The sequence below is a fragment of the Arthrobacter tumbae genome, from assembly GCF_016907495.1.
Classification (GTDB): Bacteria; Actinomycetota; Actinomycetes; order Actinomycetales; family Micrococcaceae; genus Arthrobacter_D; species Arthrobacter_D tumbae.
The window spans coordinates 911,206-936,174 of record NZ_JAFBCC010000001.1; the positions used below are offsets into that span (position 1 = coordinate 911,206).

The 24,969-nt window shown below is 64.8% G+C and carries 25 protein-coding genes, 1 tRNA gene and 2 riboswitches; of the genes, 12 read left to right on the forward strand and 14 right to left on the reverse strand.

What is annotated here, in order from left to right; genetic code table 11:
* From JOD47_RS04350 to JOD47_RS04375, 6 genes are all read left to right on the forward strand, one after another.
* Positions 1 to 2,070, forward strand: a complete 2,070-nt coding sequence (locus JOD47_RS04350; RefSeq protein WP_204532270.1) for a chorismate-binding protein — start codon at positions 1 to 3, stop codon at positions 2,068 to 2,070.
* 99 nt (positions 2,071 to 2,169) lie between these two features.
* On the forward strand, positions 2,170 to 2,454 hold the full coding sequence (locus JOD47_RS04355; protein ID WP_204532272.1) for a hypothetical protein: 285 nt from the start codon (positions 2,170 to 2,172) through the stop codon (positions 2,452 to 2,454).
* Between the two features lie 24 nt (positions 2,455 to 2,478).
* Positions 2,479 to 3,333, forward strand: coding sequence for an aminodeoxychorismate lyase (locus tag JOD47_RS04360; protein WP_204532275.1), 855 nt, complete (start codon positions 2,479 to 2,481; stop codon positions 3,331 to 3,333).
* 257 nt (positions 3,334 to 3,590) lie between these two features.
* Positions 3,591 to 3,716, forward strand: a riboswitch (SAM riboswitch).
* Between the two features lie 6 nt (positions 3,717 to 3,722).
* Positions 3,723 to 4,214, forward strand: coding sequence for a rhodanese-like domain-containing protein (locus JOD47_RS04365; RefSeq protein WP_204532277.1), 492 nt, complete (start codon positions 3,723 to 3,725; stop codon positions 4,212 to 4,214).
* A gap of 88 nt (positions 4,215 to 4,302) precedes the next feature.
* A complete protein-coding gene (locus JOD47_RS04370) occupies positions 4,303 to 5,511 on the forward strand; it encodes an O-succinylhomoserine sulfhydrylase (protein WP_204536424.1) in 1,209 nt (402 codons plus the stop codon).
* A 132-nt stretch (positions 5,512 to 5,643) separates the two neighbouring features.
* Positions 5,644 to 6,210: a COG4315 family predicted lipoprotein gene (locus JOD47_RS04375; protein WP_204532279.1), complete on the forward strand. Its 567-nt coding sequence runs from the start codon at positions 5,644 to 5,646 to the stop codon at positions 6,208 to 6,210.
* A gap of 13 nt (positions 6,211 to 6,223) precedes the next feature.
* Here the strand turns inward: JOD47_RS04375 and JOD47_RS04380 are convergent, their stop codons facing one another.
* The 4 genes from JOD47_RS04380 to JOD47_RS04395 form a co-directional block, all read right to left on the reverse strand.
* Positions 6,224 to 6,736, reverse strand: coding sequence for a sigma-70 family RNA polymerase sigma factor (locus JOD47_RS04380; RefSeq protein ID WP_204532281.1), 513 nt, complete (start codon positions 6,734 to 6,736; stop codon positions 6,224 to 6,226).
* A gap of 119 nt (positions 6,737 to 6,855) precedes the next feature.
* Entirely contained in the window at positions 6,856 to 7,653 is a 798-nt protein-coding gene (locus JOD47_RS04385) for an energy-coupling factor transporter transmembrane component T family protein (protein ID WP_204532283.1), read from the reverse strand.
* The gene (locus tag JOD47_RS04390; RefSeq protein WP_204532285.1) at positions 7,650 to 9,143 is read right to left on the reverse strand and encodes an ABC transporter ATP-binding protein; all 1,494 of its coding nucleotides are present in this window, start codon (positions 9,141 to 9,143) and stop codon (positions 7,650 to 7,652) included. The genes JOD47_RS04385 and JOD47_RS04390 overlap by 4 nt, the downstream gene beginning before the upstream one ends.
* A gap of 1 nt (position 9,144) precedes the next feature.
* Positions 9,145 to 9,756 carry an ECF transporter S component gene (locus JOD47_RS04395; protein WP_204532287.1) on the reverse strand — a complete coding sequence of 204 codons (612 nt, stop codon included), beginning with the start codon at positions 9,754 to 9,756 and terminating at the stop codon, positions 9,145 to 9,147.
* Between the two features lie 55 nt (positions 9,757 to 9,811).
* A riboswitch (TPP riboswitch) is annotated at positions 9,812 to 9,927 on the reverse strand.
* Positions 9,928 to 10,073: 146 nt separating this feature from the next.
* On the opposite strand from JOD47_RS04395, the gene JOD47_RS04400 reads away from it, so the two are divergent.
* Positions 10,074 to 10,334, forward strand: a complete 261-nt coding sequence (locus tag JOD47_RS04400; protein WP_204532289.1) for a DUF4235 domain-containing protein — start codon at positions 10,074 to 10,076, stop codon at positions 10,332 to 10,334.
* Between the two features lie 115 nt (positions 10,335 to 10,449).
* Positions 10,450 to 11,994 carry an HNH endonuclease signature motif containing protein gene (locus JOD47_RS04405; RefSeq protein WP_204532292.1) on the forward strand — a complete coding sequence of 515 codons (1,545 nt, stop codon included), beginning with the start codon at positions 10,450 to 10,452 and terminating at the stop codon, positions 11,992 to 11,994.
* Between the two features lie 96 nt (positions 11,995 to 12,090).
* Here the strand turns inward: JOD47_RS04405 and mnhG are convergent, their stop codons facing one another.
* Genes mnhG through JOD47_RS04435 form a run of 6 tightly spaced genes read right to left on the reverse strand, consistent with a single transcriptional unit; the run spans position 12,091 to position 18,435 of the window.
* Complete coding sequence (gene mnhG, locus JOD47_RS04410) at positions 12,091 to 12,474, reverse strand: monovalent cation/H(+) antiporter subunit G (RefSeq protein ID WP_204532294.1); 384 nt, start codon at positions 12,472 to 12,474, stop codon at positions 12,091 to 12,093.
* A 7-nt stretch (positions 12,475 to 12,481) separates the two neighbouring features.
* The gene (locus tag JOD47_RS04415; RefSeq protein ID WP_204532296.1) at positions 12,482 to 12,739 is read right to left on the reverse strand and encodes an MrpF/PhaF family protein; all 258 of its coding nucleotides are present in this window, start codon (positions 12,737 to 12,739) and stop codon (positions 12,482 to 12,484) included.
* A complete protein-coding gene (locus tag JOD47_RS04420; protein ID WP_204536426.1) occupies positions 12,736 to 13,305 on the reverse strand; it encodes a Na+/H+ antiporter subunit E in 570 nt (189 codons plus the stop codon). Before JOD47_RS04420 ends, JOD47_RS04415 begins: the two co-directional genes overlap by 4 nt.
* Positions 13,305 to 14,933 carry a Na+/H+ antiporter subunit D gene (locus JOD47_RS04425; RefSeq protein WP_204532298.1) on the reverse strand — a complete coding sequence of 543 codons (1,629 nt, stop codon included), beginning with the start codon at positions 14,931 to 14,933 and terminating at the stop codon, positions 13,305 to 13,307. The genes JOD47_RS04420 and JOD47_RS04425 overlap by 1 nt, the downstream gene beginning before the upstream one ends.
* Positions 14,930 to 15,427 (reverse strand): Na(+)/H(+) antiporter subunit C, encoded by a 498-nt coding sequence (locus JOD47_RS04430; protein WP_204532300.1) that lies wholly within the window; start codon positions 15,425 to 15,427, stop codon positions 14,930 to 14,932. The genes JOD47_RS04425 and JOD47_RS04430 overlap by 4 nt, the downstream gene beginning before the upstream one ends.
* Complete coding sequence (locus JOD47_RS04435; RefSeq protein ID WP_204532307.1) at positions 15,424 to 18,435, reverse strand: Na+/H+ antiporter subunit A; 3,012 nt, start codon at positions 18,433 to 18,435, stop codon at positions 15,424 to 15,426. Before JOD47_RS04435 ends, JOD47_RS04430 begins: the two co-directional genes overlap by 4 nt.
* A 179-nt stretch (positions 18,436 to 18,614) precedes the next feature.
* Here JOD47_RS04435 and JOD47_RS04440 point away from each other — a divergent pair, with 179 nt between their 5' ends.
* Positions 18,615 to 19,964 (forward strand): MFS transporter, encoded by a 1,350-nt coding sequence (locus tag JOD47_RS04440; RefSeq protein WP_239548008.1) that lies wholly within the window; start codon positions 18,615 to 18,617, stop codon positions 19,962 to 19,964.
* A gap of 20 nt (positions 19,965 to 19,984) precedes the next feature.
* On the opposite strand, the gene dcd is transcribed toward JOD47_RS04440, so the two are convergent.
* Together dcd and kynA are read right to left on the reverse strand one after the other, a co-directional pair.
* On the reverse strand, positions 19,985 to 20,581 hold the full coding sequence (dcd, locus tag JOD47_RS04445; protein ID WP_204532310.1) for a dCTP deaminase: 597 nt from the start codon (positions 20,579 to 20,581) through the stop codon (positions 19,985 to 19,987).
* 47 nt (positions 20,582 to 20,628) lie between these two features.
* The gene (gene kynA / locus JOD47_RS04450; protein ID WP_204532318.1) at positions 20,629 to 21,483 is read right to left on the reverse strand and encodes a tryptophan 2,3-dioxygenase; all 855 of its coding nucleotides are present in this window, start codon (positions 21,481 to 21,483) and stop codon (positions 20,629 to 20,631) included.
* Positions 21,484 to 21,612: 129 nt separating this feature from the next.
* Here kynA and JOD47_RS04455 point away from each other — a divergent pair, with 129 nt between their 5' ends.
* The 3 genes from JOD47_RS04455 to JOD47_RS04465 all read left to right on the forward strand — a co-directional run bounded on the left by JOD47_RS04455 (position 21,613) and on the right by JOD47_RS04465 (position 23,174).
* Positions 21,613 to 22,677 carry a M4 family metallopeptidase gene (locus JOD47_RS04455; protein ID WP_204532320.1) on the forward strand — a complete coding sequence of 355 codons (1,065 nt, stop codon included), beginning with the start codon at positions 21,613 to 21,615 and terminating at the stop codon, positions 22,675 to 22,677.
* Complete coding sequence (locus tag JOD47_RS04460) at positions 22,674 to 22,970, forward strand: protealysin inhibitor emfourin (protein WP_307836193.1); 297 nt, start codon at positions 22,674 to 22,676, stop codon at positions 22,968 to 22,970. Before JOD47_RS04455 ends, JOD47_RS04460 begins: the two co-directional genes overlap by 4 nt.
* Before the next feature lie 130 nt (positions 22,971 to 23,100).
* A tRNA-Gly gene (locus JOD47_RS04465) sits at positions 23,101 to 23,174 on the forward strand.
* Positions 23,175 to 23,187: 13 nt separating this feature from the next.
* On the opposite strand, the gene JOD47_RS04470 is transcribed toward JOD47_RS04465, so the two are convergent.
* Positions 23,188 to 23,526 carry a YnfA family protein gene (locus tag JOD47_RS04470; RefSeq protein WP_204532323.1) on the reverse strand — a complete coding sequence of 113 codons (339 nt, stop codon included), beginning with the start codon at positions 23,524 to 23,526 and terminating at the stop codon, positions 23,188 to 23,190.
* A 64-nt stretch (positions 23,527 to 23,590) separates the two neighbouring features.
* Positions 23,591 to 24,943: an MFS transporter gene (locus JOD47_RS04475; protein WP_239548009.1), complete on the reverse strand. Its 1,353-nt coding sequence runs from the start codon at positions 24,941 to 24,943 to the stop codon at positions 23,591 to 23,593.
* Positions 24,944 to 24,969: the final 26 nt, after the last annotated feature.

Here is a 24,969-nt window from a genome sequence, read left to right on the forward strand (position 1 = left end):
ATGGCTCACAAGTTCGCGAACGCCGTCGTTCCGCTCATCATTGCCGTGGACGGCCGATCCGGGGCGGGCAAAACAACCCTCGCCGTTGAGCTTGCCGCGCTGCTGCGCGAACACCACACCGTCAGCCTGTTTCACCTCGAGGACATCTATCCCGGTTGGGACGGCCTTGCCGACGGCATGGAGCGGTACGTCCGCACGGTGCTTACCCCGCTGGCCTCCGGACGGCCTGCCCGGTGGACGGCCTGGGACTGGACAGCGAACGACGACGGCGGCACCCGCCTCACGCAGCCCGCTGACATTGTGGTGGTCGAGGGCGTGGGTGCGGCGTGCGAAGCCGCCCGGGAACTGCTCGATGTGGTGGTGTGGATCGACGCCGATGACACTCTTCGCCGGACCAGTGCACTCGCACGCGACGGCGATACCTACACGCCGTTCTGGCAGCGCTGGTCCGAACAGGAAGAGCGGTGGCTCGCGGCCGACCGCCCCGCACCCCACGCTGACCTGCTGGTTCAGGGCCATCGCGGCAACTCCGTTCCGGACCAGCTTCGTCGTGCCCTGGCGGGACTGCCGCAGTGTGAATCGCTGATGTCCATGGAGCGTGCGGCACGGAGAGGTCTCACGCTGCAGGTCGAAACCGTCGGAGGGTGTCCGGACGCCGCGGGCGTTTTCTCCGCCCTGTACGGGGGATCCGAGGCGGCTGCCTGGCTGGACAGCTCCGCCGCCCAGGACCCGCAAGGCCGCAGCCGCTTCTCGATCTTGGCCGACGACGGCGGCAGGTTCGGGCAGGTTGCCCGGCACACCTCCGGCGTCACCATGGTCAGCAGCGGCCCGGTTACTGCCCGGATTGCTGGTCCATTTTTCCGCTGGTTGGACGGTGTGTGGGGCCGCCGCGCCGTCCGGCCGCCGGAGGACTATCCCGGACCGTTTGCCCTCGGCTGGCTGGGCTACCTCGGCTACGAGTTGAAGCGTGAAACCGGCGGTTCCGCTCCTGTGCATGCGCACAGTTCCAGCTCGGTTCCGGATGCTTCACTGCTTTTCGCGGGCCGCGCCGTCGTCCTTGACCACCGGGAACAGCGAACCTACCTGCTGACCCTGAGCGACGGCTCCCGCGACGCTGACGCCGATGCGTGGCTGGAACGGGCCCGCGCCGTCGTGCTTTTCGGGGGTACTGCTCCGGCGTTGGACAATCCGGTGAGTGCTCCGCGCCCACTGGGAGCACCGCGCTTCACCTCGCGGGATACACGGGAGCCCTATCTGGAGAAGATCCGCGCGGCCAAGGCGGAAATCACGGACGGCAACTCGTACGAGGTGTGCCTGACGACGGCCCTGACCGCCCGGGAGGAAGCGCCACTGGATCCGTTCGGCACCTACCTCGCTCTGCGCGACGCCAATCCCGCACCGTTTGCGCACTACTTCAGCTTCCCGGAATTCGCCGTCGCGAGCACGTCGCCGGAGCGGTTCCTGCGGCTGGACTCGGCGGGCGGAATGCGCGCCGAACCGATCAAGGGAACCCGGCGCCGGTCCAAGGACCCGGCCGAGGACGCCGCCCTGCAGGAGGATCTGCGCACCAGCACGAAGGACCGGGCCGAGAACATCATGATCGTGGACCTGCTCCGCAATGACCTCTCCCATCTCGCAGTCCCCGGAACCGTGACGGTGACCCGCTTGTGCGATATCGAAACGTACGCCACGGTCCACCAGATGGTGAGCACGATCGACGCGCGTCTCCGGCCCGGTTCCTCCCGTGCCGAAGCCGTCGCCGCAGCATTTCCGGCCGGTTCAATGACGGGTGCGCCGAAGATCAGCACCATGGCGATCCTGGACCGGCTGGAGGAAAGACCCCGCGGCATCTATGCCGGTGCCGCCGGCTACTTCTCCCTCGATGGGGCGGCGGACCTCGCCGTCGTCATCCGCACCCTCCTGATGGAGGACGACGACGGCGGCACCCGCCTCACGCTGGGGGTGGGCGGCGCGATCACTGCGGATTCCGACCCCGCCGAGGAGTGGGACGAGGTCCGGACAAAAGCGTTCGGGGTGCTGTCCGCGCTGGGCTCGTCCTTTCCCGACTGACTCTCCAATCAAGCCGGCACACGGGCGGGGGCCTTTCGTCCGATCAGGGTCTGTGGAAGCATGGGACGCCCGAGGAAAGTGCAACGAAGGAGAACAGTCATGACTAGCTCCAACGATGAAAACACGCCCAACCTGGACGACGTCCAGGAGCCGGATAACGAGTTCCTCCCCAACCGCATCCATCAGGGCCATGCGGGGCAGCCCGAACGCCTCGATGACGATGCCCTGGCGGCCGCAACGGAGCAGGAACGGGTCGACGCCGGGCTCATCGACTACGCACCAGGCCAGGTTCCGGACGCCACCGATCCCCTGCCGCCGGAAGCTTCCGACGAAGCAGACTTCGCACAGCGCGGGCTGAATGAGGAAAGTGACACGAGCTCCTGACGCTCCGGTCACTATGCTGATCGCATGAGTGTTCTGGTGTTCCTCGACTCCGCCTGTCCCGATGGCCGCATCGCTGACGCAGCACAGCCGCAGCTGATGGTCACCGACACCGGGATCACCCGGGGTGACGGCATCTTTGAGACCATGCTCGCCGTCAACGGCGCTCCCCGGAAACTGCAGGCACACCTCGCCCGGCTGGCGACGTCCGCCGCCGCGCTGGAACTCAACGTCCCGTCGTCGGACGCCTGGGAACGTGCCATCACCACCGCGCTTACCGAAGCCGACGACGACGGTGAACTCGTGGTCAAGCTCGTAGCCACCCGTGGCGAACCAGCCGCGGGAGCCACCGCGTGGGTCCAGGTGTCCGCCGTACCGGACGGGCTGCGCGGACAGCGGCTGTCGGTCCTCCTGCTTGACCGCGGCTACGACAGCACCGTCGCCCAGCGTGCTCCGTGGCTGCTGATGGGAGCCAAGACCCTCTCCTACGCGGTGAACATGGCGGCGGTCCGCTATGCCCGTTCGCGCGGCGCCGATGATGTCATCTTCACCTCGTCCGACGGCAAGGTCCTCGAGGGCCCGACGTCGACCGTCCTGATCGCGCGGGTAATCGACGGGGTCAAGCACCTCATCACGCCGCAGCTGGAGAGCGGAATCCTGCCCGGCACCTCCCAGGGCGCACTGTTTACCGCTGCGAGCGAGGCTGGCTGGGAGTTGGGTTACGGTCCGCTGGTGCCACCAGACCTGTTCGTCTCTGACGGCGTCTGGCTGATCTCGAGCGTGCGTCTGCTCGCCGAGGTCGGGTCCATCGACGGAACGCCGGTGACGGTCTCGCCGGAGCTGACCGACGAATTGAGCGGTCTCGTGGAGTCCGTCTCCTAGCTCGACCGCAAACGCGCCGGCCTCCCAGTTCGACCGCAAACGCGCCTGTTTCCCAGCTCGACGGCAAACGCGCCGGGAATCGGCAGGATCGTGGGGACGTCCCCACGAATCTGGCACGCACCGGCACCTTTGGCCCACGAACCTGCCACGCACCGGCACCTTTGGCCCATGCCCGCAGCTCAGAGCGCCGCAGGCGTTACCGCACGTTACGGCCCAGCGTGGCAGCCGTACCATCGCCGGTGCTACGTTCATTCCGGAGTAACGAGCGCCAGTGCCAAGCCCTGACTTGCTGGCCGGCAACCCTCTTTCACGGCGGGGTGCCTCAGGTGACTACTCGGCACAACGATCAGGTTCCATGATCACCAGCGTGCACAGCGTGAGGAGACACAGTGACATCGCATTCCACCCCCCATTCCCGGACACAGTCCCGGCCCGTCGGCGGTTACGCCGGCGACATCACTCCCCGTGATGCCGTTGAGCGCGTCAGCAAGGGCGCCGTACTCGTGGATGTGCGCACGGTTGAGGAGTGGCAGGCAGTCGGCGTCCCCGACCTCACCGACGCCGGGACCGTACCTCTCTTCCTCGAGTGGAACCGCTCCGACGGCACCCGCAACGTCTCTTTCCTCAACCAGCTGAACGGCCTCAAGGGCCGTGAGCTGCTTTTCCTGTGCCGCTCGGGCGTCCGCTCCGTGGCCGCAGCGCAGAACGCAACCGCTGCCGGTCACACTGCGTACAACGTGCTGCACGGCTTCGAGGCCGACGGCGGCTGGCGCTCCAGCGGCCTGGCCACCACAGTGCATACCGAAACCACGCATTCAGAGACCACAGGACCGACCGGCGCTGCCCTGCCGGCAGCGGACCGTGACGACGCCGGTGAGTGAGCCCGCGCCCGTGAGTGAGCCCGCGCCGTCGTCGTTCTCTCCGGCGGCGAGCCGTGAGCCCGTCGCCGGCAACGGCGGCTACCCCCGGATCCAACGCCCGGACGACGACGTCGCCGCCTGGTCCTCCGACACCCTTGCGGTGCGTGGCGGGCTGGCACGGTCCAACTTCGAGGAGACGTCCGAGGCACTCTTTCTGAACTCGGGCTTCGTGTATTCCTCCGCTGCGGCGGCGGAGGCGGCCTTCACCGGCGAGGTGGACCGGTTTGTGTACTCCCGGTACGGGAACCCGACTGTCGCCATGTTCCAGGAACGACTCCGCCTGCTCGAGGGAGCGGAGGCGTGTTTCGCCACCGCCAGCGGCATGTCCGCCGTCTTCACCGCACTCGGTGCACTCCTCGCGGCCGGTGACCGGGTAGTTGCCTCCCGCAGCCTGTTCGGCTCCTGCTTTGTCATCCTGAACGAGGTCCTGCCCCGCTGGGGCGTGGAGACAGTCTTCGTGGACGGCTGGGACCTGAGCCAGTGGGAGGAAGCGCTGAGCGTTCCCACCACCGCGGTGTTCTTCGAATCGCCGTCCAATCCCATGCAGGAGATCGTCGACATCCGGGCGGTCGTCGAGCTCGGCCATGCCGCCGGGGCGCAGGTCGTCGTCGACAATGTCTTCGCCACACCGCTGCTGCAGCGGTGTACGGAACTGGGTGCCGACGTCGTCGTCTATTCCGGCACCAAACACATGGATGGGCAGGGGCGGGTGCTGGGCGGCGCAATCCTCGGCCGCAGGAACTTCATCGAGGGTCCAGTGAAGGCGCTCATGCGCCACACCGGGCCAGCGCTGTCCTCATTCAATGCATGGACCCTGCTCAAGGGACTGGAAACGCTTTCGCTGCGGGTCAACCACTCCTCGTCCTCGGCGCTGACCCTGGCCCGCTGGCTGGAAACCCAACCGGCAGTAAACTGGGTGCGCTACCCGCTGCTCGAATCCCACCCGCAGTTTGATCTCGCTGCCGCCCAGATGACAGCAGGCGGCACCGTGGTGACGTTTGAACTGGACGCACCCGAGGGGAAGGCGAAGGAGCGCGCCTTCGCGCTGCTCGATGCGCTGAGCATCATCGATATCTCCAATAACCTGGGCGATTCGAAGACGCTGATCACCCACCCGGCCACCACCACGCACCGTGCGATGGGTCCCGGAGGGCGCGCGGCGATCGGCTTGTCCGACGGCGTGATCCGGCTCTCGGTGGGCCTTGAGGACGTGACCGATCTGCAGACGGACCTCGCACGGGCGCTCGCCTCCGCCTGAAGCTGTGACTCACCTGTGAGTTCGTCCGCAGATTGAACCATCAGGGGTGGTTCGTGCGTCTTTCCAGCAGAGGGGTCGAGTGGCCACTCCCATCCCCCGGGTGTCCAGGGGGTGTTTACGGGAGGAATCAACATGAGTAAAGCAATGCGTGTCCTGTTCGCCGTCATCGCTGTTTGCCTGTTGGCGCTGACCGGCTGTGGCGGCTCCACCTCGACCGAGACTGAGACCGACGCCCCAGCCGCAGAAACCACTGCAGCAGCAGAACCGACCAGCGCGGAACCCACGGAGGCGGAGACAACCGCGGCTTCGGAGGAACCATCCGGCGAGGCAGCGGCCGGCGGAACCGTCGGCACCCCGCTCGGTGTCGCGGAATCCGAGCTGGGTGAGATCGTCGTCGACGCCGAGGGCATGGTGGTTTACTACTTCACCAATGACGAACCAGACTCCGGAGTGAGCGCCTGTGAGGGCGGCTGCCTTGAAGCCTGGCCGCCGGTGCTCAGCGACAGCGAGACCCCTGAAGTGGAAGGCGTTACGGGCGAAGTGGGCACCATCGAAACACCCGACGGAGATCTGCAGATCACGATCAACGGCATGCCGATCTACTACTTCGCCGAAGATGAGGCTCCGGGCGACACCAACGGCCAGGGCGCCAACGAGGTGTGGTACGTCGTGGCACCGGACGGCACGATGATCCAGTAAGGTGACGGCCGGGCTAACCGCTTGAGGCCACGTCCCGGGCAAGCAGCGCGCTCTTGAGGGAGCGCAACGCGTAGTGCAGGCGGGATTTCACGGTTCCCTCCGGTATGGAAAGGGCCCGTGAGATCTCCGCCGCTGTCTCCCCGCGGAAGTAGAAGTGGAGTACCACGTCGCGGTGTTCGGGCGAGAGTTCGTTCAGCGCATCGGTCAGCAGCCAGGACGTCAGGAGCTGCTCCACCTCGTCATCGGAAGGAGTATCCGGAACCTCGTCCACATCGAACTCGTGGCGGCGGAAGCCGCTGCGGAACGAGTCCACGAGGATGTTCCGGGCAACAACGAAGAGCCAGGCGCGGATCTCGAGCTCGCTGTGACCCCGCATGACCGGATGCTCCCAGGCCCGCAGCAGGGTCAGCTGGACCACCTCGTCAGCCAGGAAGGCGTCCGCTGTCAGGCGGCGGACGAAGCGCCGCAGCGGGCGCAGGTGGTTATCCCTAATGACACCCAGCCAGTCAGCCTGTCCATCGGCCATGTTCGTTCCCCACATTCGACATCACACCGCAGTACCTACCCATTGAGACGATGCGACGTTGGGAAAAGCCTGCGGCTTCCTTCATGATGCACCCCGGAACGCCTTCCGAACAGGGTCGCCTAGCCGAGAATGAAGTTCCAGGTGCCGGCGAAGACCGCCGCGGTCACGGCGAGCGCTGCGATCAGCACGCCCACCAGCACGACGACGACGTCCACCCGGCTGAAGGTGCTTTCCCTGGCCCAGGTGCGCGGACCGGCTCCGAAACCGCGTGCCTCCATGGCCACGGCCAGGCGGGTGGCCCTGCGGATGGCCTGGACCATGAGTCCGAACGCCTGCCCGAGAAAATGACCGAACCGTGCGGCCGGATTCCCCTCATGCCCCACGCCGCGGGCGTGCCTGGCGAGGCCAAGCGTCCGCCACTCGTCGAACAGCAGGCCGACCAGCCGCATCCCTGCGAGTGCTCCCAGCACAAACCGGTGCGGCGCCTTCAGCCGCTGCGCCAGCGCGTCGGCAAGGTCCGTCGGGTCAGTGGTGGTCAGCAGGAACAGTCCGGGAAGCGCGATCGCGAGCCCACGCAGCCCGATCGCGAGCCCGGCGTTGACTGAATCTTCCGTGAAGAGAACCGGGCCGAACTCAAGAAGAACCCGGCCGGTCTTTTCCGCCAGCAGCGCGGTGCCGTACGCGGCGACGACCGCCGCGACGACAAACGGCCACGTCCTCAGGAACAGCCTCCGCACGCTGATGCCGAGCAACGGGAGCAGCAGCAGTTCACTTCCAAGCACGACGCCGGCACTCACCCAGTCGACACTGAGCATGACGACGACGGTGATCACCAGAGCGGCAAAAAGTTTCGAGAGCGGGTTGGCCCTCGGAAGCACCTTCCCGGTGATTGCCGGGTTCACCACGTCAATGCTCACGCCGCAGCCTCCAGCGTTGCGGACGCGCCGTCAACGGCCACCACACAACTTCCGAGCGCCGCGGTGTAGTCACGGTCATGGGTAACGGAGACCACGCAGGTTCCCGCGTGGATGAGTTCGGCGAGCAGGGTCACCAGCTCGGCCCAGGTGTTGGCGTCCTGACCGAAGGTGGGCTCATCGAGGATAAGGATGTCCGGGTTGGTGGCAAGCATCGTCGCAACGGACAGCCGTCGCTTTTCGCCGCCGGACAGCGTGAACGGATTCGCTTTCAGCAGCCCCGTGAGCCGGAGCCGCTCAGCAATGGGATAGATCCGCCGTCGTACTTCTTCCTCCGTGAGCCTGGCCACCCGCCGCGGGCCGAACTCCAGTTCCTCACGAACGGAGTTGGTCAGGAACTGGTGTTCGGGCTCCTGGAAGACCGTACCGATCCGGCTGACCAGATCGGCGGACTTCCACTCGAATGGTTTGGCCCCCGCTCCGCGGGCGAGCGGATCCAGGGCTGAGAGTTCACCTTTGCGGGGGCGGAGCAACCCGGCGAGGGTGAGCGCGAGCGTGGATTTTCCGGCACCGTTCGGACCCAACACGCTGACTGCTTCCGCCTGTTGCAGGGTGAGGTCGACGCCGCTGAGAACCGCCGGCCCGCGCTTGGTGCGCGCGACGGATAGCCCGGACGCCTGCAGCAGGTCCGTTCCGGAGCCGGTACGTACCGTTGGGGTCTCCGGCCGGTAACCCGGCACCCAGACCCCTGCCTCAACGAGCCTGGCGCGTGTGGCCTCGTGCCGGAGCACTGCAGCCGGTTCCCCGTCAGCGAGGATGCCGCCGTCGGAATCGAGCACCACTACCCGGTCCACCACGTCAGCCCAGACCTCCACCCGGTGCTCCACCACAACGAGCGTCGCGGAGGTTCGGTTGAGTACGCGGACAACGGCATCGCGCACATCCAACACCCCGGCGGGGTCCAGGTTGGCGGTCGGCTCATCGAGGAGCATCAACCCGGGTTGCATCGCGAGGACTGCCGCAAGCGCGAGCCGCTGCTTCTGGCCGCCGGAGAGCGCGGTGGTGGAGTGGTTCAGTGGGACATCCAGGCCGACGTCGTCCAGCGACTGACGCACGCGTGGCCAGATGTCTTTCCGTGGCACTGCCAGATTTTCGGCTCCGAACGCCACTTCGTCACCGACCCGGGCGAGCACCAGTTGGCTGTCCGGGTCCTGAAGGACCAGCCCGGACCGGCCGCGTGCAGCAGCCGGCCTGACGCCGTCGATAGTAAGTTCGCCGGTCTGCTCGCCCTCGTCCTGATCGCCCAGGACCCCGGCAAGTCCGTGCAGAAGCGTGGACTTGCCGGCACCGGACGCGCCGAGGAGAAGGACGCGCTGCCCGGCCTCGATCGTCAGGTGGATATCGCGGACTGCCCAGCGTGTCCGGCCGGGGTGACGCCATCCCCAACCCCTTGCGGTGATCGACGCCGGGGCGGGCGCCGCCGTGGGTGCCATGCTAGACGTCTGCCGTGCGGCCCGCGGCGAAGGCTGACAGGGCACCGGTCTTCGCGAGCCCCCGGGTGGCGAGCCACGGCAGCAGACCCGCGAGCACTACGCCGGAGATGGCGGCGAAGACTCCATACATCAGCTTGTACTCAAGAGCCCATTCGACGTTGTACATGATGTTTTCGCTGATGGCGAGGGCAAGTCCGGCGCCCAGTCCCGCGAGGAGCGCCACCCCGATATTCCACCGCCGATAAAGGAAAAGTGCGAAGATCAGTTCAGCGCCAAGGCCCTGAACCAGGCCGGAGAGCAGCACCGCCATACCGAACTGGGTTCCGATCAGCGCCGACACAGCGGCCGCGAGCACCTCGCAGTAGATGGCAGCGCCGGGCTTGCGGATGATGAGTCCGCCCAGCACCCCGGCGATGAGCCAGCCGCCTGAGTACAGCCCGGCGAGAGGCGGGAATGCAGCTGTCACCGCGGCAATGCCGCTGTAACCGGCAGACCAGGCGAAGAAGATGACGCCCACGGCCACCGCGATGACTGAGGCGACCACGATATCGACGACACGCCACTCATAGCGGCGCCGGGATTGGGACGGTGTAACGCTCTGTGTTGCAGTCATGATTGTTGATCCTCCTGGGTACAGGAGGGGGAGGCCTTCCGGCAAGACGCCGTGAAGCCTCGAGAACTCGACTCCCTTCGCCGGTACTAGCCGGATCAGGTTCGAGGGTCTGCGGTGATCCGCACTCTCAGCGCCCACCACCTGCGTGGCTGCGCTCCCCTGTCGTTGTTTGAGCGATACCAACTCTACACCGGAAGCCGTGCTACGCCGTCGTCGTCGTTGCGGTCATGCAGCGGCCGGTGACCCACCGGGTCCTCCAAGGATCGCCTCGATAACGCTAGGCTGGGAGGAAAGCTAAGCCGACTGAAAGAGGCACCATGAACGCGATCTTCAAACTGATGGGCGTTGGACTGGGCATTGGGGCGGGCCTCATAGGCACGCAGCTGGTGGACTTCATCTGGAAGCGGGTCACCGGAAACGAGCCTCCGAAGGACGTGGAGGGCCTTGAGAACACGCTTCGGTCAGCGCTGATCTTCGCCATTATCTCGGGCAGTGTCAGCACCACCATCCGCGTGCTCACCAACCGCACCACCCAGCGGGCCATTCACCGCTACGAGCGCACGCGTCACCTCACCTAGGCCTACGCGGGTTGGCGGCATTCACGTACGGGGTTGTGGATAAGTTTGTTTCACTTGTCCTCCACATTGGCGGTATTCGATCGTGATTAGAACGCGTGTTCGATAGAATTTGGGTATGGCCGTCGCAGTGCTCGAACCCACCACGGAAGACACGTCTCTCCTGGGTGGCCTGCGGTCCGACCTACAGGCCTTCGTGCAGCAGTATGAGTCGTCGTACCTGACGTTGAGTCCGCAGGAGGCCGCGGCAACCCTGGTCGAGGTCGAGCAGCTCTCCAAACTGGTCGATCACCTGCAGACCGTGGCTGCCCGTGCCGCCGAGGACCACCAGCTCGCCACCACGGACGCCCGGGACCCGCACAAGAACACCGCGGACTACCTACGGGCGAAAATCGGTATCAGCCGCACCGAAGCGAACCGCCGGCTACGGCTCGGACACGACGTCCTGCCCGAGATTCCCGGACCAGGAGCAGCGCTCACACCTCCGCTGGGTGTTCTGGCTGAAGCAACCAGTGCCGGTGCGCTCAGCAGCCGTGCCGCCACCATCATCCGCAACGCCATGCACCGCGTCTCACCCGCCGCGACCCGCCAGGAACTCGATGCCATGGAAGAGCACCTGGTCCGCCAGGCCGTCGAATCCGATGAAGACGTCCTGCGGGCCCTGGCCCAACGCTGGGAAGACATCATCGACCAGGACGGCACCGAACCCACCGACAAAATCCTCCGCGCACGCCAGGGCGTGTTCCTGCGCGGCAGACGCCACGGCCTGCACTTCATGGAAATCGGCGCCACCGACGAACAATACGAACACCTCATCACCGTCATGAACACCGCCACCAACCCCCGAGCACAAAACACCGCTCACCAGGGAACCGGCACGACCGACGGCAACCTCACCGACGGCGGCGACAACGACGCCGGCTCAAGCCCCGATCAGCCGACCCGTGAACAGAGCCTTCTCGACGGTCTCGTCTCAGCCTGCCGGATCGCACTCGCAGGTGACGGCCTCCCCGCAACCGGAGGCCACCGACCCCAAGTAATGGTCACCATCAACTACCGCGACCTCCTCAACGACCTGGCAGACAACGGACACGGGCGACACAGCGGACACGACGGACACGGACGGCACAGTGGGCACGACGGGCATTCGGTGTTCGCCCAACAGTTGAGCGCCCGCAGTATCCGTAAACTCGCGTGCGACGCAGACATCCTCCCCTTGGTGCTCGGCGGCGAAGGCCAGGTCCTGGACATCGGCCGCACCCAACGCCTCTTCCCACCCCACCTGCGACGAGCACTGGTCGCACGGGACAAAGGCTGCGCCTTCCCCGACTGCACCACTCCCGCAACCTGGTGCGAAGCCCACCACATCATCCCCTGGGCAACAGGTGGAACCACCAACCTCAGCGACGGCGTCCTGCTGTGCTCCTGGCACCACCACCAAATCCACCAAGGAAACTGGACCGTCGAATCAATCAACGGAATCCCCTGGTTCACACCACCCAAATACCTCGACCCCCACCAAACACCCAAACGCAACCGCTACTGGCAAGTAGAACAAGCCATCCACAACCACCTCGCGCGCTCTAACATCGGCACAGACTCCAACACCCACGCGAGCACCCACACCCACACGGGCACCGGTGAACGCGCGGCACCACCCTGACCAACGGCAGAACCCTGACCACAGGCGAAGCCCTGACCAAGGCAGAACCTGACCAAAGGCACCGGCAGCGCGGGTGGCTACTGGCTCGGCTCGGCCTCACTCATTGGACGCACGGTCCCCGGCCTCACGGCGACGTGTGGCCGCGTGTTCCACGACATCGTCAAGGTCATCCATGCTGAGCAGATCCTTGCGCAGGTGCTTGGTGCGGTAGCCCGCGCGGCCCACCATGTGCGCCGACACGGGCGCAGTCAGCAACTGGAAGATCCAGCAGACGATCAGGACGGGCACCACTGCCCACGAACGCTGCTGCACCGCGATGGCCAACAGGAAGAGCAACAGTCCCAGAACCTGGGGCTTGGTTGCCGCGTGCATCCTGCTGAGCAGGTCCGGAAAACGCAACAGTCCGACGGCGGCAGCCAGCGACATGAGCGCTCCGCCCAGGAGCAAAACGGCGGTCAGGATATCCAGGGCAGTATCCATCAGCGGCTCACTTCTTATCCGTGACAAATCGGGCGACGGTCACCGAGGCAATGAATCCGACGACGGAGGTTGCTACGAGGATCACGAGGCTGTTGGTGTGTCCGTTGAACACCATGTCCGCAGCGAGCGCACCACCCACGATCGCGAGAAGGACATCAACGGCTAGCACCCGGTCAAGGATCGAGGGACCACGCGCCACCCGGTAGATGGCGAACAGCGCCGAGATGCCGAGGATCACGGCGACAATGCCGAGGATTACGCTCACGGGTGTCCCCTTCCGTCGAGGTGGTGCGGAGCGTCAGTGTCCAGCAGCGCGAGATCATCCCGGGTCCCCATGACGCGGATGAGCCATTCCTCGGTGCGCCGGGCGTTCTGGCGCACCTTCTCCGCGTCGTCGCTGGTGGCGACATTCAAACAGTGCAGGTAGAGCGTGGATGTGGAACGGTCCACCTCCACTACGAGCGATCCCGGGATCAGCGAAAGGACATGCCCGGTGGCGGTTACCAACAGGTCAGACGGACTGCGCAGACGCACTGCGACAACCGCGTTCTTCAACCGTGGCCCGCGCGTGAGCGCCAGCCAGAATACCTGGAAGCTGGCCAGCACCAACTGGTGGAGGAACCTCCCGGCGAATCCCGCGGCGTAGAACACATTGAACCGGCCGCTGAGCTCAACAGGCGGAAGATAGAGCAGGTTGGCGACTGCGAAGGCGATGATCGCTCCGAAGACCATGTTTCCCAGGCTAAAGTCCTGCCAGAGCGCGCCCCACACGATAACGAGCCAGACCAGCAGCGGCAGCTCCACCCGCAGCGGAATTTTCTGTCTGGACATCATGGCGTTGCTCCTGCCGCTTCGGTAGCGCCCTCGCCAAGGACAGCGTCGATGTAGGGTGTCCGCTCGAGCATCTGCTGTGCAGCCTGGTCACTGAGGGCAAAAAGCGGACCCCCCATGAGGGTCAGGCTGACGCCCAGCATCACCAGCCCGGCAGTTGCCCCCACCATGCTCCGGGGCAACAGGTTCACCGCAGTCCTGCCCGCGAACTTTCCGGTACTGTGCCCTGAAACCCGCCGTGAGGTTCGAACGGCTGAGCCGTCGGCTGACGTTGCCATCAGGATGGGATCGGGGTGGGTTGCGTCCTCCGGCTGGCGCCAGAAGGCACGGTTCCACACCCGCGCGATCACCAGCAGGGTCAGCAGACTTGTCAGCACTCCGGCTCCCACCAGCACGTAGGCCAGCGGCGTTCCGAGTTCCACACCGGCCTGCAGCAGTCCCAGCTTCCCAAGGAAACCGGAGAACGGCGGAATGCCGGCCAGGTTCATACCCGGAACAAAGAACAGCAGAGCCAGCAACGGGGAGATTTTCGCCAGCCCGCCGAGCCGGTCCATGTTGGCCGTCCCGCCACGGCGTTCGATCAGACCGGTCACGAGGAACAGACTGGTCTGCACGATGATGTGGTGAGCGACATAGTAGACCGCCGCCCCCAGGCCGATCACGGTCGAGACAGCGAGCCCGAAGACCATGTAGCCGATGTGGCTGACCAGCGTGAAGGAGAGCATACGTTTGATGTCCGACTGCGCCAGCGCACCGAGGATTCCAACGATCATGGTGAGCATCGCGACGACCATGAGCAGCGTGTTGATGCGGTCTCCGGGGAACAGGAGCGTCTCGGTCCGGACCATCGCGTACACGCCAACCTTGGTCAGCAGGCCCGCGAACACCGCGGTTACGGGCGCAGGGGCAGTCGGATAGGAGTCGGGCAGCCAGAAGGACAACGGGAAGATTGCAGCCTTGATGCCGAAAGCGACCAGCAGCATCAAATGCAGGATCATCTGTGTCCCGTGGTCAATATCGGCAAGCTTCAGTGCCAGATCCGCCATATTGATGGTTCCGGTAGCCGCATAGATCATCCCGATGCTGATAAGGAAAAGCATCGAGGAAACCACACTGACGACGACGTAGGTCACCCCTGCACGAATGCGCGGCGTGGTGCCTCCGAGGGTCATGAGGACGTAACTCGCGGTAAGCAGGATTTCGAATCCCACGTATAGATTGAACAGGTCTCCGGCAAGGAACGCGTTGGAGACTCCTGCCACCAGGATGAGGTAGGTGGGGTGGAAGATCGAAATCGGACCGTCTTCGTCCCCGTCTGTCATACCCTGGCCGGTGGCGTAGATCAGCACGGCGAGGCTGACCGCTGAGGAGACCACGAGCATCAGGGCGGAGAACTGGTCCACCACCATCGTGATTCCGAACGGCGCGGCCCAGTTGCCGATGAAGACTGCCGTGGTGCCCTTCCCGCTGGTGTCGATGAGCAGGAAGATCTCGATCAGGAGCGTCACACACAGTGTTGTGATACTGACAGCCCGTTGGGAACGGGAATGCCGAATAAGCAGGAACGCCAGCGCTGCCCCGAGGAACGGAAGAACGACCGCGAGGGGCGCAAGGTTCGCTATGTTCATCGCTCCCCCGTCCGTGGCTTGTTTGTTTTCTTGGCGGTTGCCGTTCGTTGGGCACCGGGTGCTTCTTCGGCTTCCTCAACCGGCGTGAACTCGGTGGTCTCAATGGGCACCTCGGCGTCGTCCTCTGCGTCGAAGCTGCTCTGCGACGCCACCCGCCGGTCTTCAATGTCATCCTGCACTTCGTCCTGGCGCCCAAGGACCCACGAGCGGTAGATGATGCCGAGCATGAAGGCGGTGACAGCAAATGAGATGACGATGGAGGTGAGAATCAGTGCTTGCGGAAGCGGATCGCTATATTCCTCGGCCGGAATATCCGCCGAGTACAACGGCGCCTTGCCGGCGGCGCCGCCGCCGGCAAGAAGCAGCATGTTCGCTCCGTTGGTGAGCATGATCAGTCCGAGCAATACCCGGGTCAGGCTCCGCTCGAGCAGCAGGTAGATTCCGGCGGCGAAAAGCGCACCCATGATGACAAGCAGCGTGATGTTGACGCTCACTGAGCCACCTCTTCTTCCGGATCCCTGTTCTTTGCCTGCTCCGGCGTCTTGGTCTGCTCCGGCGTTCCGGCATCGATGGTTGCGGTAACCCCTTCGCTACGTTCGTCGATCTCGGAGCCGAGGCTACGCAGCACGTCGAGCACCAGCCCCACCACCACCATGTAGACGCCGATGTCGAAGATGGTCGACGTCACGAACTTGATGTCTCCGAACACCGGCCAGGTTGCCTCGATGATTGCGCTCTGAAAGACTTCGCCGCCGAGGAACACCGGCACGATCGCCGTCAGGGCCGCCGTTGCGAGGCCCCCGCCGAGGAGCAGGCCGGCACTGACGGGGGTGGCCTCCGCGAGTTCGAAGCGGCCACCGGCAAGGTATCGGATGGTCAGGGCCAGTCCTGCCATCAGTCCACCGGCAAACCCGCCGCCCGGAAGGTTATGCCCGGCGAGCAGAAGATAGATCGAGAAGATGATCACCGAGTGGAAAAGCAGGCGGGTGACCACCTCGAAGATGATGGAGCGGCGCTCAGGTGCAAGGGTCCGGCCCGCAACCAGCCACGCATCGTTCACCGAGCTCGCGAACTTCTTGGCGAGCTCAAGGGCAGCGGCCTCCCTGCCGTACGCATCGATCGGTTCCTTGCCGCGCCCGACAGTCCCGCTCTTGACTCCGTCCGCACGCACACGTCCGTCACCGCGGCCACGGATGAAAATCAGGCTTGCCACGCCGGTGGCAGCGATGGCGAGCACGCTGATTTCGCCGAAGGTGTCCCATGCCCGGATGTCCACGAGGGTGACGTTGACGATGTTGGCGCCTCCGCCGTCGTCGTAAGCCAGCGAGGGGAAGCTCAGCGAGATGGGCTCCGCTACCCGGGAAGCCATCGCCGACATCGCGATGGCGACCATCACCGCACCAAAGGAGATACCAAGCACTGCGCGGAGCACCCGGTATTTACGTCCCGGTGCGCGTTGCCACAGACGCGCTGGGAGGGATCGCAACGCGAGCACGAAGGCAACCAGCACGATCGTCTCGACCAGCAGTTGGGTCAGTGCCAGGTCCGGCGCGCCCTGAAGCGCGAAGATCAGCGCGATCCCGTAGCCGGTGACGCCGACCATGATGACCGCCATGAACCGCTTGGTGGCGCGAAGCGCCGCGATGGCGGCAAGGATGATGGCGACGCCGGCAATGAGCTGGGCGGGCGAGTCCGCCAGGTACCAGTCCTGCGGCACAGGTGCGTCGAAGAAGATTAGAGCGCTCAGCGGCGTCACGATCGCCATCGTAAGGATGACAAACAGGTAGAACGCCAGCGAACCCCGCTGGGTGCGGCCCGTGAGCCAGACCGCCACGTCATCGAGAACACCGATGACCGCCTTGTAGTTCCGCTCGGCGTCGATATCCGGGGCGAATCTGGTCTGCAGCCGTTCGAAGCGCTCGCGCAGCAGGAACAGCGCCAGCCCGCCCGCGATCGATAGCAGGGACAGGAACAGCGCCGGAGTGACACCGTGCCAGAGCAGCAGGTGGGGAGTCTCCCCGACCGCCGGGAAGGTGCTGAGATACGGCTGGACCGCCGAGTCGAGCGGCGCCGGCCACAGGCCGAACACGACGGATGCAACGGCCAGCAGCGCGGGAGCGAACAGGAAGGACGGCTCAACCCGTTTGAACGGTGTCGGGGCCGAGGACTTCCGTGCGAAACCACCCCAGATGAAGCGGGCGCTGTACGCGAAGGTCAGCATGGAGCCCAGGACGATCCCGATGAGCATCACCACGCCCACCGGGCCCTCCTCCGCCCGGTGGACAAAAGCCTCAAAGACGGATTCCTTGGCCACGAAACCCAACAGCGGGGGGATCCCGGCCATCGAGGCGGCAGCAACAACGGCGACGGCGGCCAGCACCGGTGCGGACCGGCCGATCCCGCACAGCTTGCGGATGTCACGGGTACCCGACTGGTGGTCGATGATGCCGACCACCAGAAACAGCGTCGCCTTGAAGAACCCGTGGGCCAGCAGGAGCCCCAGTCCCGCAAGCGCTGCCTCCTGCCCGCCCAGGCCCACAACGATCGTCAGGAACCCCAGCTGGCTCACGGTGCCGTAGGCGAGGAGCAGCTTCAGGTCATGCTGGCGCAGGGCGCGCCACCCGCCGAAGATCATTGTTGCGAGACCGAGGCTCAGGACGATCGGTGGCCAGAGCAGGGTGTCCGAGAAACCGGGCGCAAACCGGGCGATCAGGTAGATGCCGGCTTTCACCATCGCGGCAGCGTGCAGGTACGCGCTGACCGGCGTCGGCGCTGCCATGGCACTGGGAAGCCAGAAGTGGAACGGCACAAGTGCGGACTTGGAGAGCGCACCGACAAGGATCAGGACGATCGCCGTCTCCACTGCAGGGCCGGTGAGGGAATCTGCACGCGCAAGGATGTCCGAGAGCCGGTAAGTGCCGGCTGACTGCCCCAGAATGATGAGGCCAACGAGCATGGCCAGGCCGCCGAGCGTAGTCACAATGAGCGCCTGCAGCGCCGCACGCCTGGCTGAGAGGCGATGCCTCGAGTATCCGATCAGCAGGTAGGACAGAACAGTGGTGAGTTCCCAGAAGATGAACAGGAGGATCAGGTCATCGGCGATGACCAGACCGAACATGGCGCCCGCGAAGGCGAGCAACTGGGCTCCGAACGGGCCGATGTTGGCGTCGTCCTGCTTGAAATAGCGTGCGCAATAGAACAGCACCAGGGATCCGACGCCCAGAACAAGGATGCTGAGCACCGCGGCCAGCGCGTCCATGCGGAAGGCCAGTTCCAGCTGAAGCTGGGGAATCCAGGGAACGACGACGGACGGCGGTGCGTTGGGTTGGCCGTTGCCGCTGGTCTGGTCTGCGTTGATGTAATCGCCGAAGGTCGCAAGCAGCCATACGAATCCGGCCGCCGGAACCGCGGCAAGGAGGTAGAAGGCCGATCGGCCCATCAGGCGGAAGATCAAGGGCGCTATTGCGGCCACCGCGAAGAGGGCGATGAGCACGGGTAGCACGATGATCTCCTGATCTCTCCGAATGAGACGGTCAGCTGACGGTCAAGGGCATATGTTTCATTCTACCCGTGGCATACTCGAGGCATCCTCCCGTTTCTGCCCAGCGCACAAGTCGCCGGCACAGGGAATAAAAGCGGCCTTCAACCAGTTGTTGGTTCGCAGCGGATAGCATGCAGCCTATGAGCACGGACCCCCAACAGCCCCCTGGCCGACTCCTATCCAAACCCGTGCTTGCGTGGGCATCGTGGGACTGGGGCTCAGCGGCTTTCAACGCAGTCATGACCACCTTCGTTTTCACGGTGTACCTGACCTCCGACGCCTTCGGCGGAGAGACCTACGCATCCGAGGTTCTCGGCTGGGGTCTCGCAGTTGCCGGCCTGCTCATTGCGCTCCTCGCTCCGGTGACCGGCCAACGGTCGGATGTTGGCGGCCGCCGCAAACTGTGGCTGGGCGTAAACAGCCTGGCCGTCGCGGCGCTGACCGCCCTGTGTTTCTTCGTGTTCCCGCGCCCTGAACTGCTCATTCTCGGCGTTGCGCTGATTGCTGCCGCGAACATCTTCTTCGAGTTCGCCGGGGTCAATTACAACGCCATGCTCGCGCAGATTTCCACCCCCTCCAGCGTGGGACGGGTCAGCGGATTCGGTTGGGCAATGGGGTACGTGGGCGGCATCGTGGCCCTGGTGATCGTTCTGGTCGCTTTTGTCCAGCCGGTCTTCGAATGGTTCGGGTCCAGCACCGAGGGCGCATTGAATATCCGGCTGGTCGCCGTCTTCTCCGCGCTCTGGTTCCTCGCCTTCGCACTCCCGGTGATGTTTGCGGTCCCCGAAGTCCCCCGGCAGCGCCATGCCGACCGTCTGAGTTTCCTCGCCTCCTATGGATTGCTCTTCCGGCGGATCAAGGCGATTTACCGGACCAGCCCGCACACCATCTACTTCCTGCTCGCGAGCGCCATTTTCCGTGACGGTTTGGCGGCGGTGTTCACTTTCGGCGGCATCATCGCTGCCGGAACATTCGGTTTCGAGCTCAGCGAGGTGATCCTGTTCGCCATCGTGGGCAACGTCATCGCTGCCGTCGGCGCAGTGATCGGCGGCTACTTCGATGACCGCGTCGGCCCCAAACTGGTCATCATCGTGTCGCTGATCGGTCTTCTGGTCGCGGGCACCGCCGTGATGGTCCTTGGAGCGGAGGACCAGCAGATGTTCGGCCTGAACTGGAGCGGTGATACTACGTTCTGGATCTTCGGACTCCTGCTCACCCTCTTCGTGGGTCCGGCACAGGCTTCTTCCCGGGCCTACCTCGCACGCCTCTCACCGCGGGGTGAGGAGGGCGAGATGTTCGGGCTGTATGCGACCACCGGCCGTGCGGTCAGCTTCCTGGCTCCAGCGCTTTTCTCACTCTTTATCGGAGTGTTCGGGGAACAGCGGTTCGGCATCATCGGGATTCTGGTGGTGCTGCTGGCCGGCCTGCTGGTGCTGCTCCCGGTGAAGCCGCCTGCACAGGTGACTCCCGCCGTCGTTCCTGCGCCGTAGTGCTGCGCCTTGTGCCCGTCTCAGCGGGAAGGGGTGCCCTCGGCGATCTCGGTGCGGTGGAAGTTCAGGTGGCTGCGCGACGCCGTCGGGCCCCGCTGGCCCTGATAGCGGTTGCCATATTGCCCTGAACCGTAGGAGTGCTCCGCCGGCGAGGTGAGCTTGAAGAAGCAGAGCTGGCCGATTTTGGAGCCCGGCCACAGCTTGATCGGCAGGGTTGCCATGTTGGACAGCTCAAGCGTGACGTGGCCGGAGAAGCCGGGATCGATGAAGCCAGCCGTCGAGTGGGTGAGGAGGCCCAGACGCCCGAGCGAGGATTTGCCCTCCAGGCGCGCCGCAATGTCGTCAGGGAGCGTAACCCGCTCATAAGTGGAACCGAGGACGAACTCCCCCGGATGCAGGATGAACGGCTCGTCCGGAGCGACCTCCACCAGGCGGGTCAGGTCCGGCTGGTTCTCGGCTGGGTCGATGTGCGCGTACTTGTGGTTGTCGAAGAGCCGGAAGAACCGGTCGATGCGGACGTCCACGCTCGACGGCTGAACCATCGCGGGATCATAGGGGTCGAGGAGGATGCGCTCGGCGGCAATTTCGGTTCGGATGTCGCGGTCTGAGATCAGCACCGTCTAAAAATACCGTACGCAGTTCAAGCCGATCTCATCGAAGGCAGTCAGCGCCCGATCTCGGTCCTGACGGCGAACAGCTCGGGAAAGAACGTCAGCTCCAGCGCCTTCTGCAGGAACCCGACCCCGCTGGACCCTCCGGTTCCCGTTTTGTGGCCTATGGTCCGCTCAACCGTTTTCAGGTGCCTGAACCGCCACAGCTGGAAGTTGTCCTCCAGGTCCACGAGCTCCTCGCACGCCTCGTAGACGTCCCAGTGGCCGGCAGCGTCCTCGTACACCTCCTTGTAGACCTGGACCAGCCCGCGGCTGAACTCGTGGGCACGTGTTACGTCCCGTTCAAGCAGTTCCGCGGGGATGCCGTAGCCGCGACGCGAGAGGTAGGAGATGAACTCGTCGTAGATGCTGGTTTCCTGCAGGAGCCGGGACAGGAGTTCGAAGGCCTCAGCGTCACTCTCGAAGACCTGAAGCATGCCCGCGTTCTTGTTGCCAAGCAGGAACTCGACGGCACGGTACTGGTAGGACTGGAAGCCGCTGGCCGACTGGAGCGCACCGCGGAACTCCGCATATTCCGACGGCGTGAGCGTCGCCAGCACCGACCACTGCTCGGTCAGCGAGCGCTGAATGTGCTTGATGCGGGCTATGCCCTTCATGGCCGCCCGCAGATCATCCGCGCGCAGGTAAGTGCGGACCGCACTCAGCTCATGGAGGACGAGCTTCAGCCACAGCTCGGAGGTCTGGTGCTGGATGATGAACAACATTTCGTCATGGTGTTCGGGCCTGCTGACAGGATGCTGCGCGGACAGGATGGAGTCCAGTGCGAGGTAGGACCCGTAGCTCATCTTTCCGGAGAAATCCTTCTCGATGCCTGCTTCAAGGTTCCGGGTGTTCCGCTCCACGCTCATGCCCCCAGCGTAGTTCTTCGTGCCATCGAAGCGCGCCCCTACAAGTGCGCCATCGAAGGGCGCCATTGAAGGGCGCCATTGAAGACTGTCAGGGGCGGCCACTAGGTTGGAGGAACCCGAGGAGGCAGCATGATCACACGCACACCTACCCACGTTCGCTGCAGCATTGTTCCGCCCTACCTGTTGGCCCGGTTGGCCGGCCTCGACGCTCCGGAACATCGCGGTGCGGCGGCTGCCGCCCGGCGAGCGCTCGTGCAGTTGGACCCCATCCATCATGCCCGGGCCACCGCTCCCAGGGATCCATCGCGGGGAGCCGGTACCGCCGTCGTGCTGGCGCTGCGCCGGACCATAGCGGACGCCGGCGGCAGCGAGACGTTGCCGGGACAGACCGTCCGACGGGAAGGCGATCCGGCTACGGGTGATGCAGCGGTGGATGAAGCGTATGCAGGCCTCGGTGCAACGTATGAGCTGTTCAGCGAGGTGTACGGAAGGTCATCCATTGACGACGCCGGCCTGTCGCTGGATGCCACGGTTCACTTCGGCCAGCAGTATGACAACGCGTTCTGGGACGGCTCCCGCATGGTGTTCGGTGACGGTGACGGTGAAATCTTCGGACGCTTCACCGCGTCGCTCACGGTGATCGGCCATGAACTGGCGCATGGATTCACCCAGTACTCCTCCAACCTGCGGTATCAGGGCCAGTCGGGTGCGCTCAACGAATCCATTTCGGATGTCTTCGGTGTGCTGGTCGAGCAGCGTGAGCTGGGCCAGTCCGCGGACGCCGCGAGTTGGCTGGTCGGCGAGGGCCTTTTCACCGATCAGGTGGAGGGGCGCGCGCTGCGCTCGCTGAAGGCTCCCGGAACCGCTTACGACGACGACGTCCTCGGCAAGGATCCGCAGCCCGCCACCATGGCGGATTACGTGGACACCACCTCCGACAACGGTGGCGTGCACATCAATTCAGGCATCCCGAATCATGCTTTCTACATAGCCGCCACGAGGTTGGGCGGCAACGCGTGGGAGCGGTGTGGACAGATTTGGTATGACTCCGCAACGGGAGGACGCGTCCCCACGGACTGCGATTTCGCACTGTTCGCGTCCGTCACCGTCGACGCCGCCACCGCACGGTTCGGAAACGGCTCACCGGAGGCTGACGCTGTGCAGTACGCCTGGCGGGAAGTGGGCGTGCTGTGACGCGGATTGAGGTATCGCGCTCGGGGGGATTCGCCGGGTTGACCCGTACCTGGAGTGTGGAGGTGAGCTCCACCGAGGCGGAGGAACGCTGGCTGCCCCTTCTGGAGAAGGTGGAAGGCAGCGGGCTCGAGGATCCCCAACGTGATCGCTACGTCTACCACATCGCCATCGGCTACCGGGAAGTGACGGTTGCCGAGAGCGCAGTGGAAGGTCCCTGGAAGGAACTGGTGGAGTGGGTCAAGGGTGCCTCGTCCAGCCAGCGTGGAAAGGAATCCGGGGAGGCACCCGACTGACACTCCTGCACAGACGCTGGCCGCACTTGCAACGACGCTGACCGCGCTTGCGAAGACGTCAGCCACCGCACGGGCGTCTGAAATGCATCCCGCACATGTTGTAGTGTTTATGGAGCGGTTTCGGCCGCATGCGGGCGTAGCTCAATGGTAGAGCGCTAGCTTCCCAAGCTCGATACGCGGGTTCGATTCCCGTCGCCCGCTCCACAGATCAAACCGGTCAGCTCGCGGAGCGCGGCCCGAACATGATCACCGCAACGCCGGCCAGGCAGGCGGCGCTTCCAATCAGATCCCAGCGGTCAGGCCGAAACCCGTCAAAGGCCATCCCCCAGGCGAGGGATCCAACAACGAAGACTCCGCCGTATGCGGCAAGGATCCGGCCGAAGTTCGCGTCGGGCTGCAGTGTCGCCACGAACCCGTAAGCGCCGAGGGCCATGATCCCCAGGCCTGCCCACCACCACGGCTGGCCTTCCCGCACGCTTTGCCACACGAGCCAGGCTCCCCCGATCTCGGCCACTGCTGCTACGGCGAAGAGGACAATGACGAGAAGTACGCTCATGACCCCATTATTTACTGCTGTTCTACACGGCTAAGTTCTCCTTGCAGGCGAGCCCGCCGTCCGGCTACGAAACCTTCGGCACAATCGCAAGGAACCGCCGTCGTTCATCCTGAGCTGCTGTCCAGCGGAAGCGGACAGTCAGCTGGCCGCGACGGGCAAGCACGACGGCGATGCCTCCGGCCGCCAGAACGGGAACCCCTCCGGCAATCATCATGGTGGGCTGTGCACCGATGTTCTCCGCGAGCCAGCCAATCATGGGACCGCCGAGTGCCTGCCCCCCGATGAGCACCATCATGTAAAGGCTCATCACACGTCCGCGGATCGCCAGGTTCGTGGAAGTCTGAACCAACTGGTTGGCTCCCGTGACAAACCAGAGACACCCGATACCCGCGAAGAACATCAGCGTGGTAAAGACCAACTGGCTGGGGACGAACGCGGCAAGCACCATGAACCCGCCAAACGCCGTCATCCCTCCAAGCACCCCGCGCAGCCGCAGCGTGGTTCTGCGGGTGGATGCGAGAGCGCCGACCAGCGAGCCGCTGGCCAGCGCCGTGTTCAACAGCCCGTAGCCGCCCGCGCCCGATTCGAAAACGCTGTCCGCGAAGGCTGCCAGAAGCACCGGTGTGCTCAACGCGAAGACGGCAACGAAGGCGGCTGAGACCGTGGTCCAGAAGATCGCCGGCTTGTTGAGGAGGTAGCGTGCGCCCGCACGCAGCTGCCCCTTGGCGCGGGGTGCCGGCGCTGTTGCGTTGAGTTGGTCGGTACGCAGCCGGCACAGCGTCAGCACGGTGTAACAGCAGGCGATCGCATTGATGGCGAAAGCCCATCCTCCTCCGACGGCAACGATCAGCAAACCGCTGACCGCCGGGCCCACCATGGCACCGAGCTGGAAGATCGACGAGTTGAGGCTGATGGCATTGCGCAGGTAGATGGGCCCAACGAGGTCGTTGACGAAGACCTGCCGCGCAGGCGCATCCACCACGGTGACCAGACCCAGGACAAAGGCGATGAGGTAGACGTGCCACACCTCGATCAGCCCGGAGAGCGCAAGCACCGCCATGGCTGCAGCCATCAGCGCTGCAACGCTCTGCGAAATGATGAGGAGGGTGCGCTTGGAATAACGGTCTGTCACCACTCCTCCCCAGGGCCCCAGAATCAGCATGGGCGCAAACTGCAGCGCAACAGTCACGCCCACCGCTGCAACGGACCCCGACAGTTCCAGGACCATCCAGTCCTGTGCGATGCGCTGCATCCAGACTGCAACGACGGCGATGAGGTGGGAGATTGCGAACAGGCGGAAGTTGGGGATGCGAAGCGAGATGAAGGTGTCACGCCAGGGTGGGCGGTGAGAGGTGACGGGAATCGGGGCGGTCAGTGTGGGGTCTCCGGCCGGTGCGGAGGGCGGTGGGGGTGCCAAGGAAACTTTCCTGAAGTAGCGCGGAG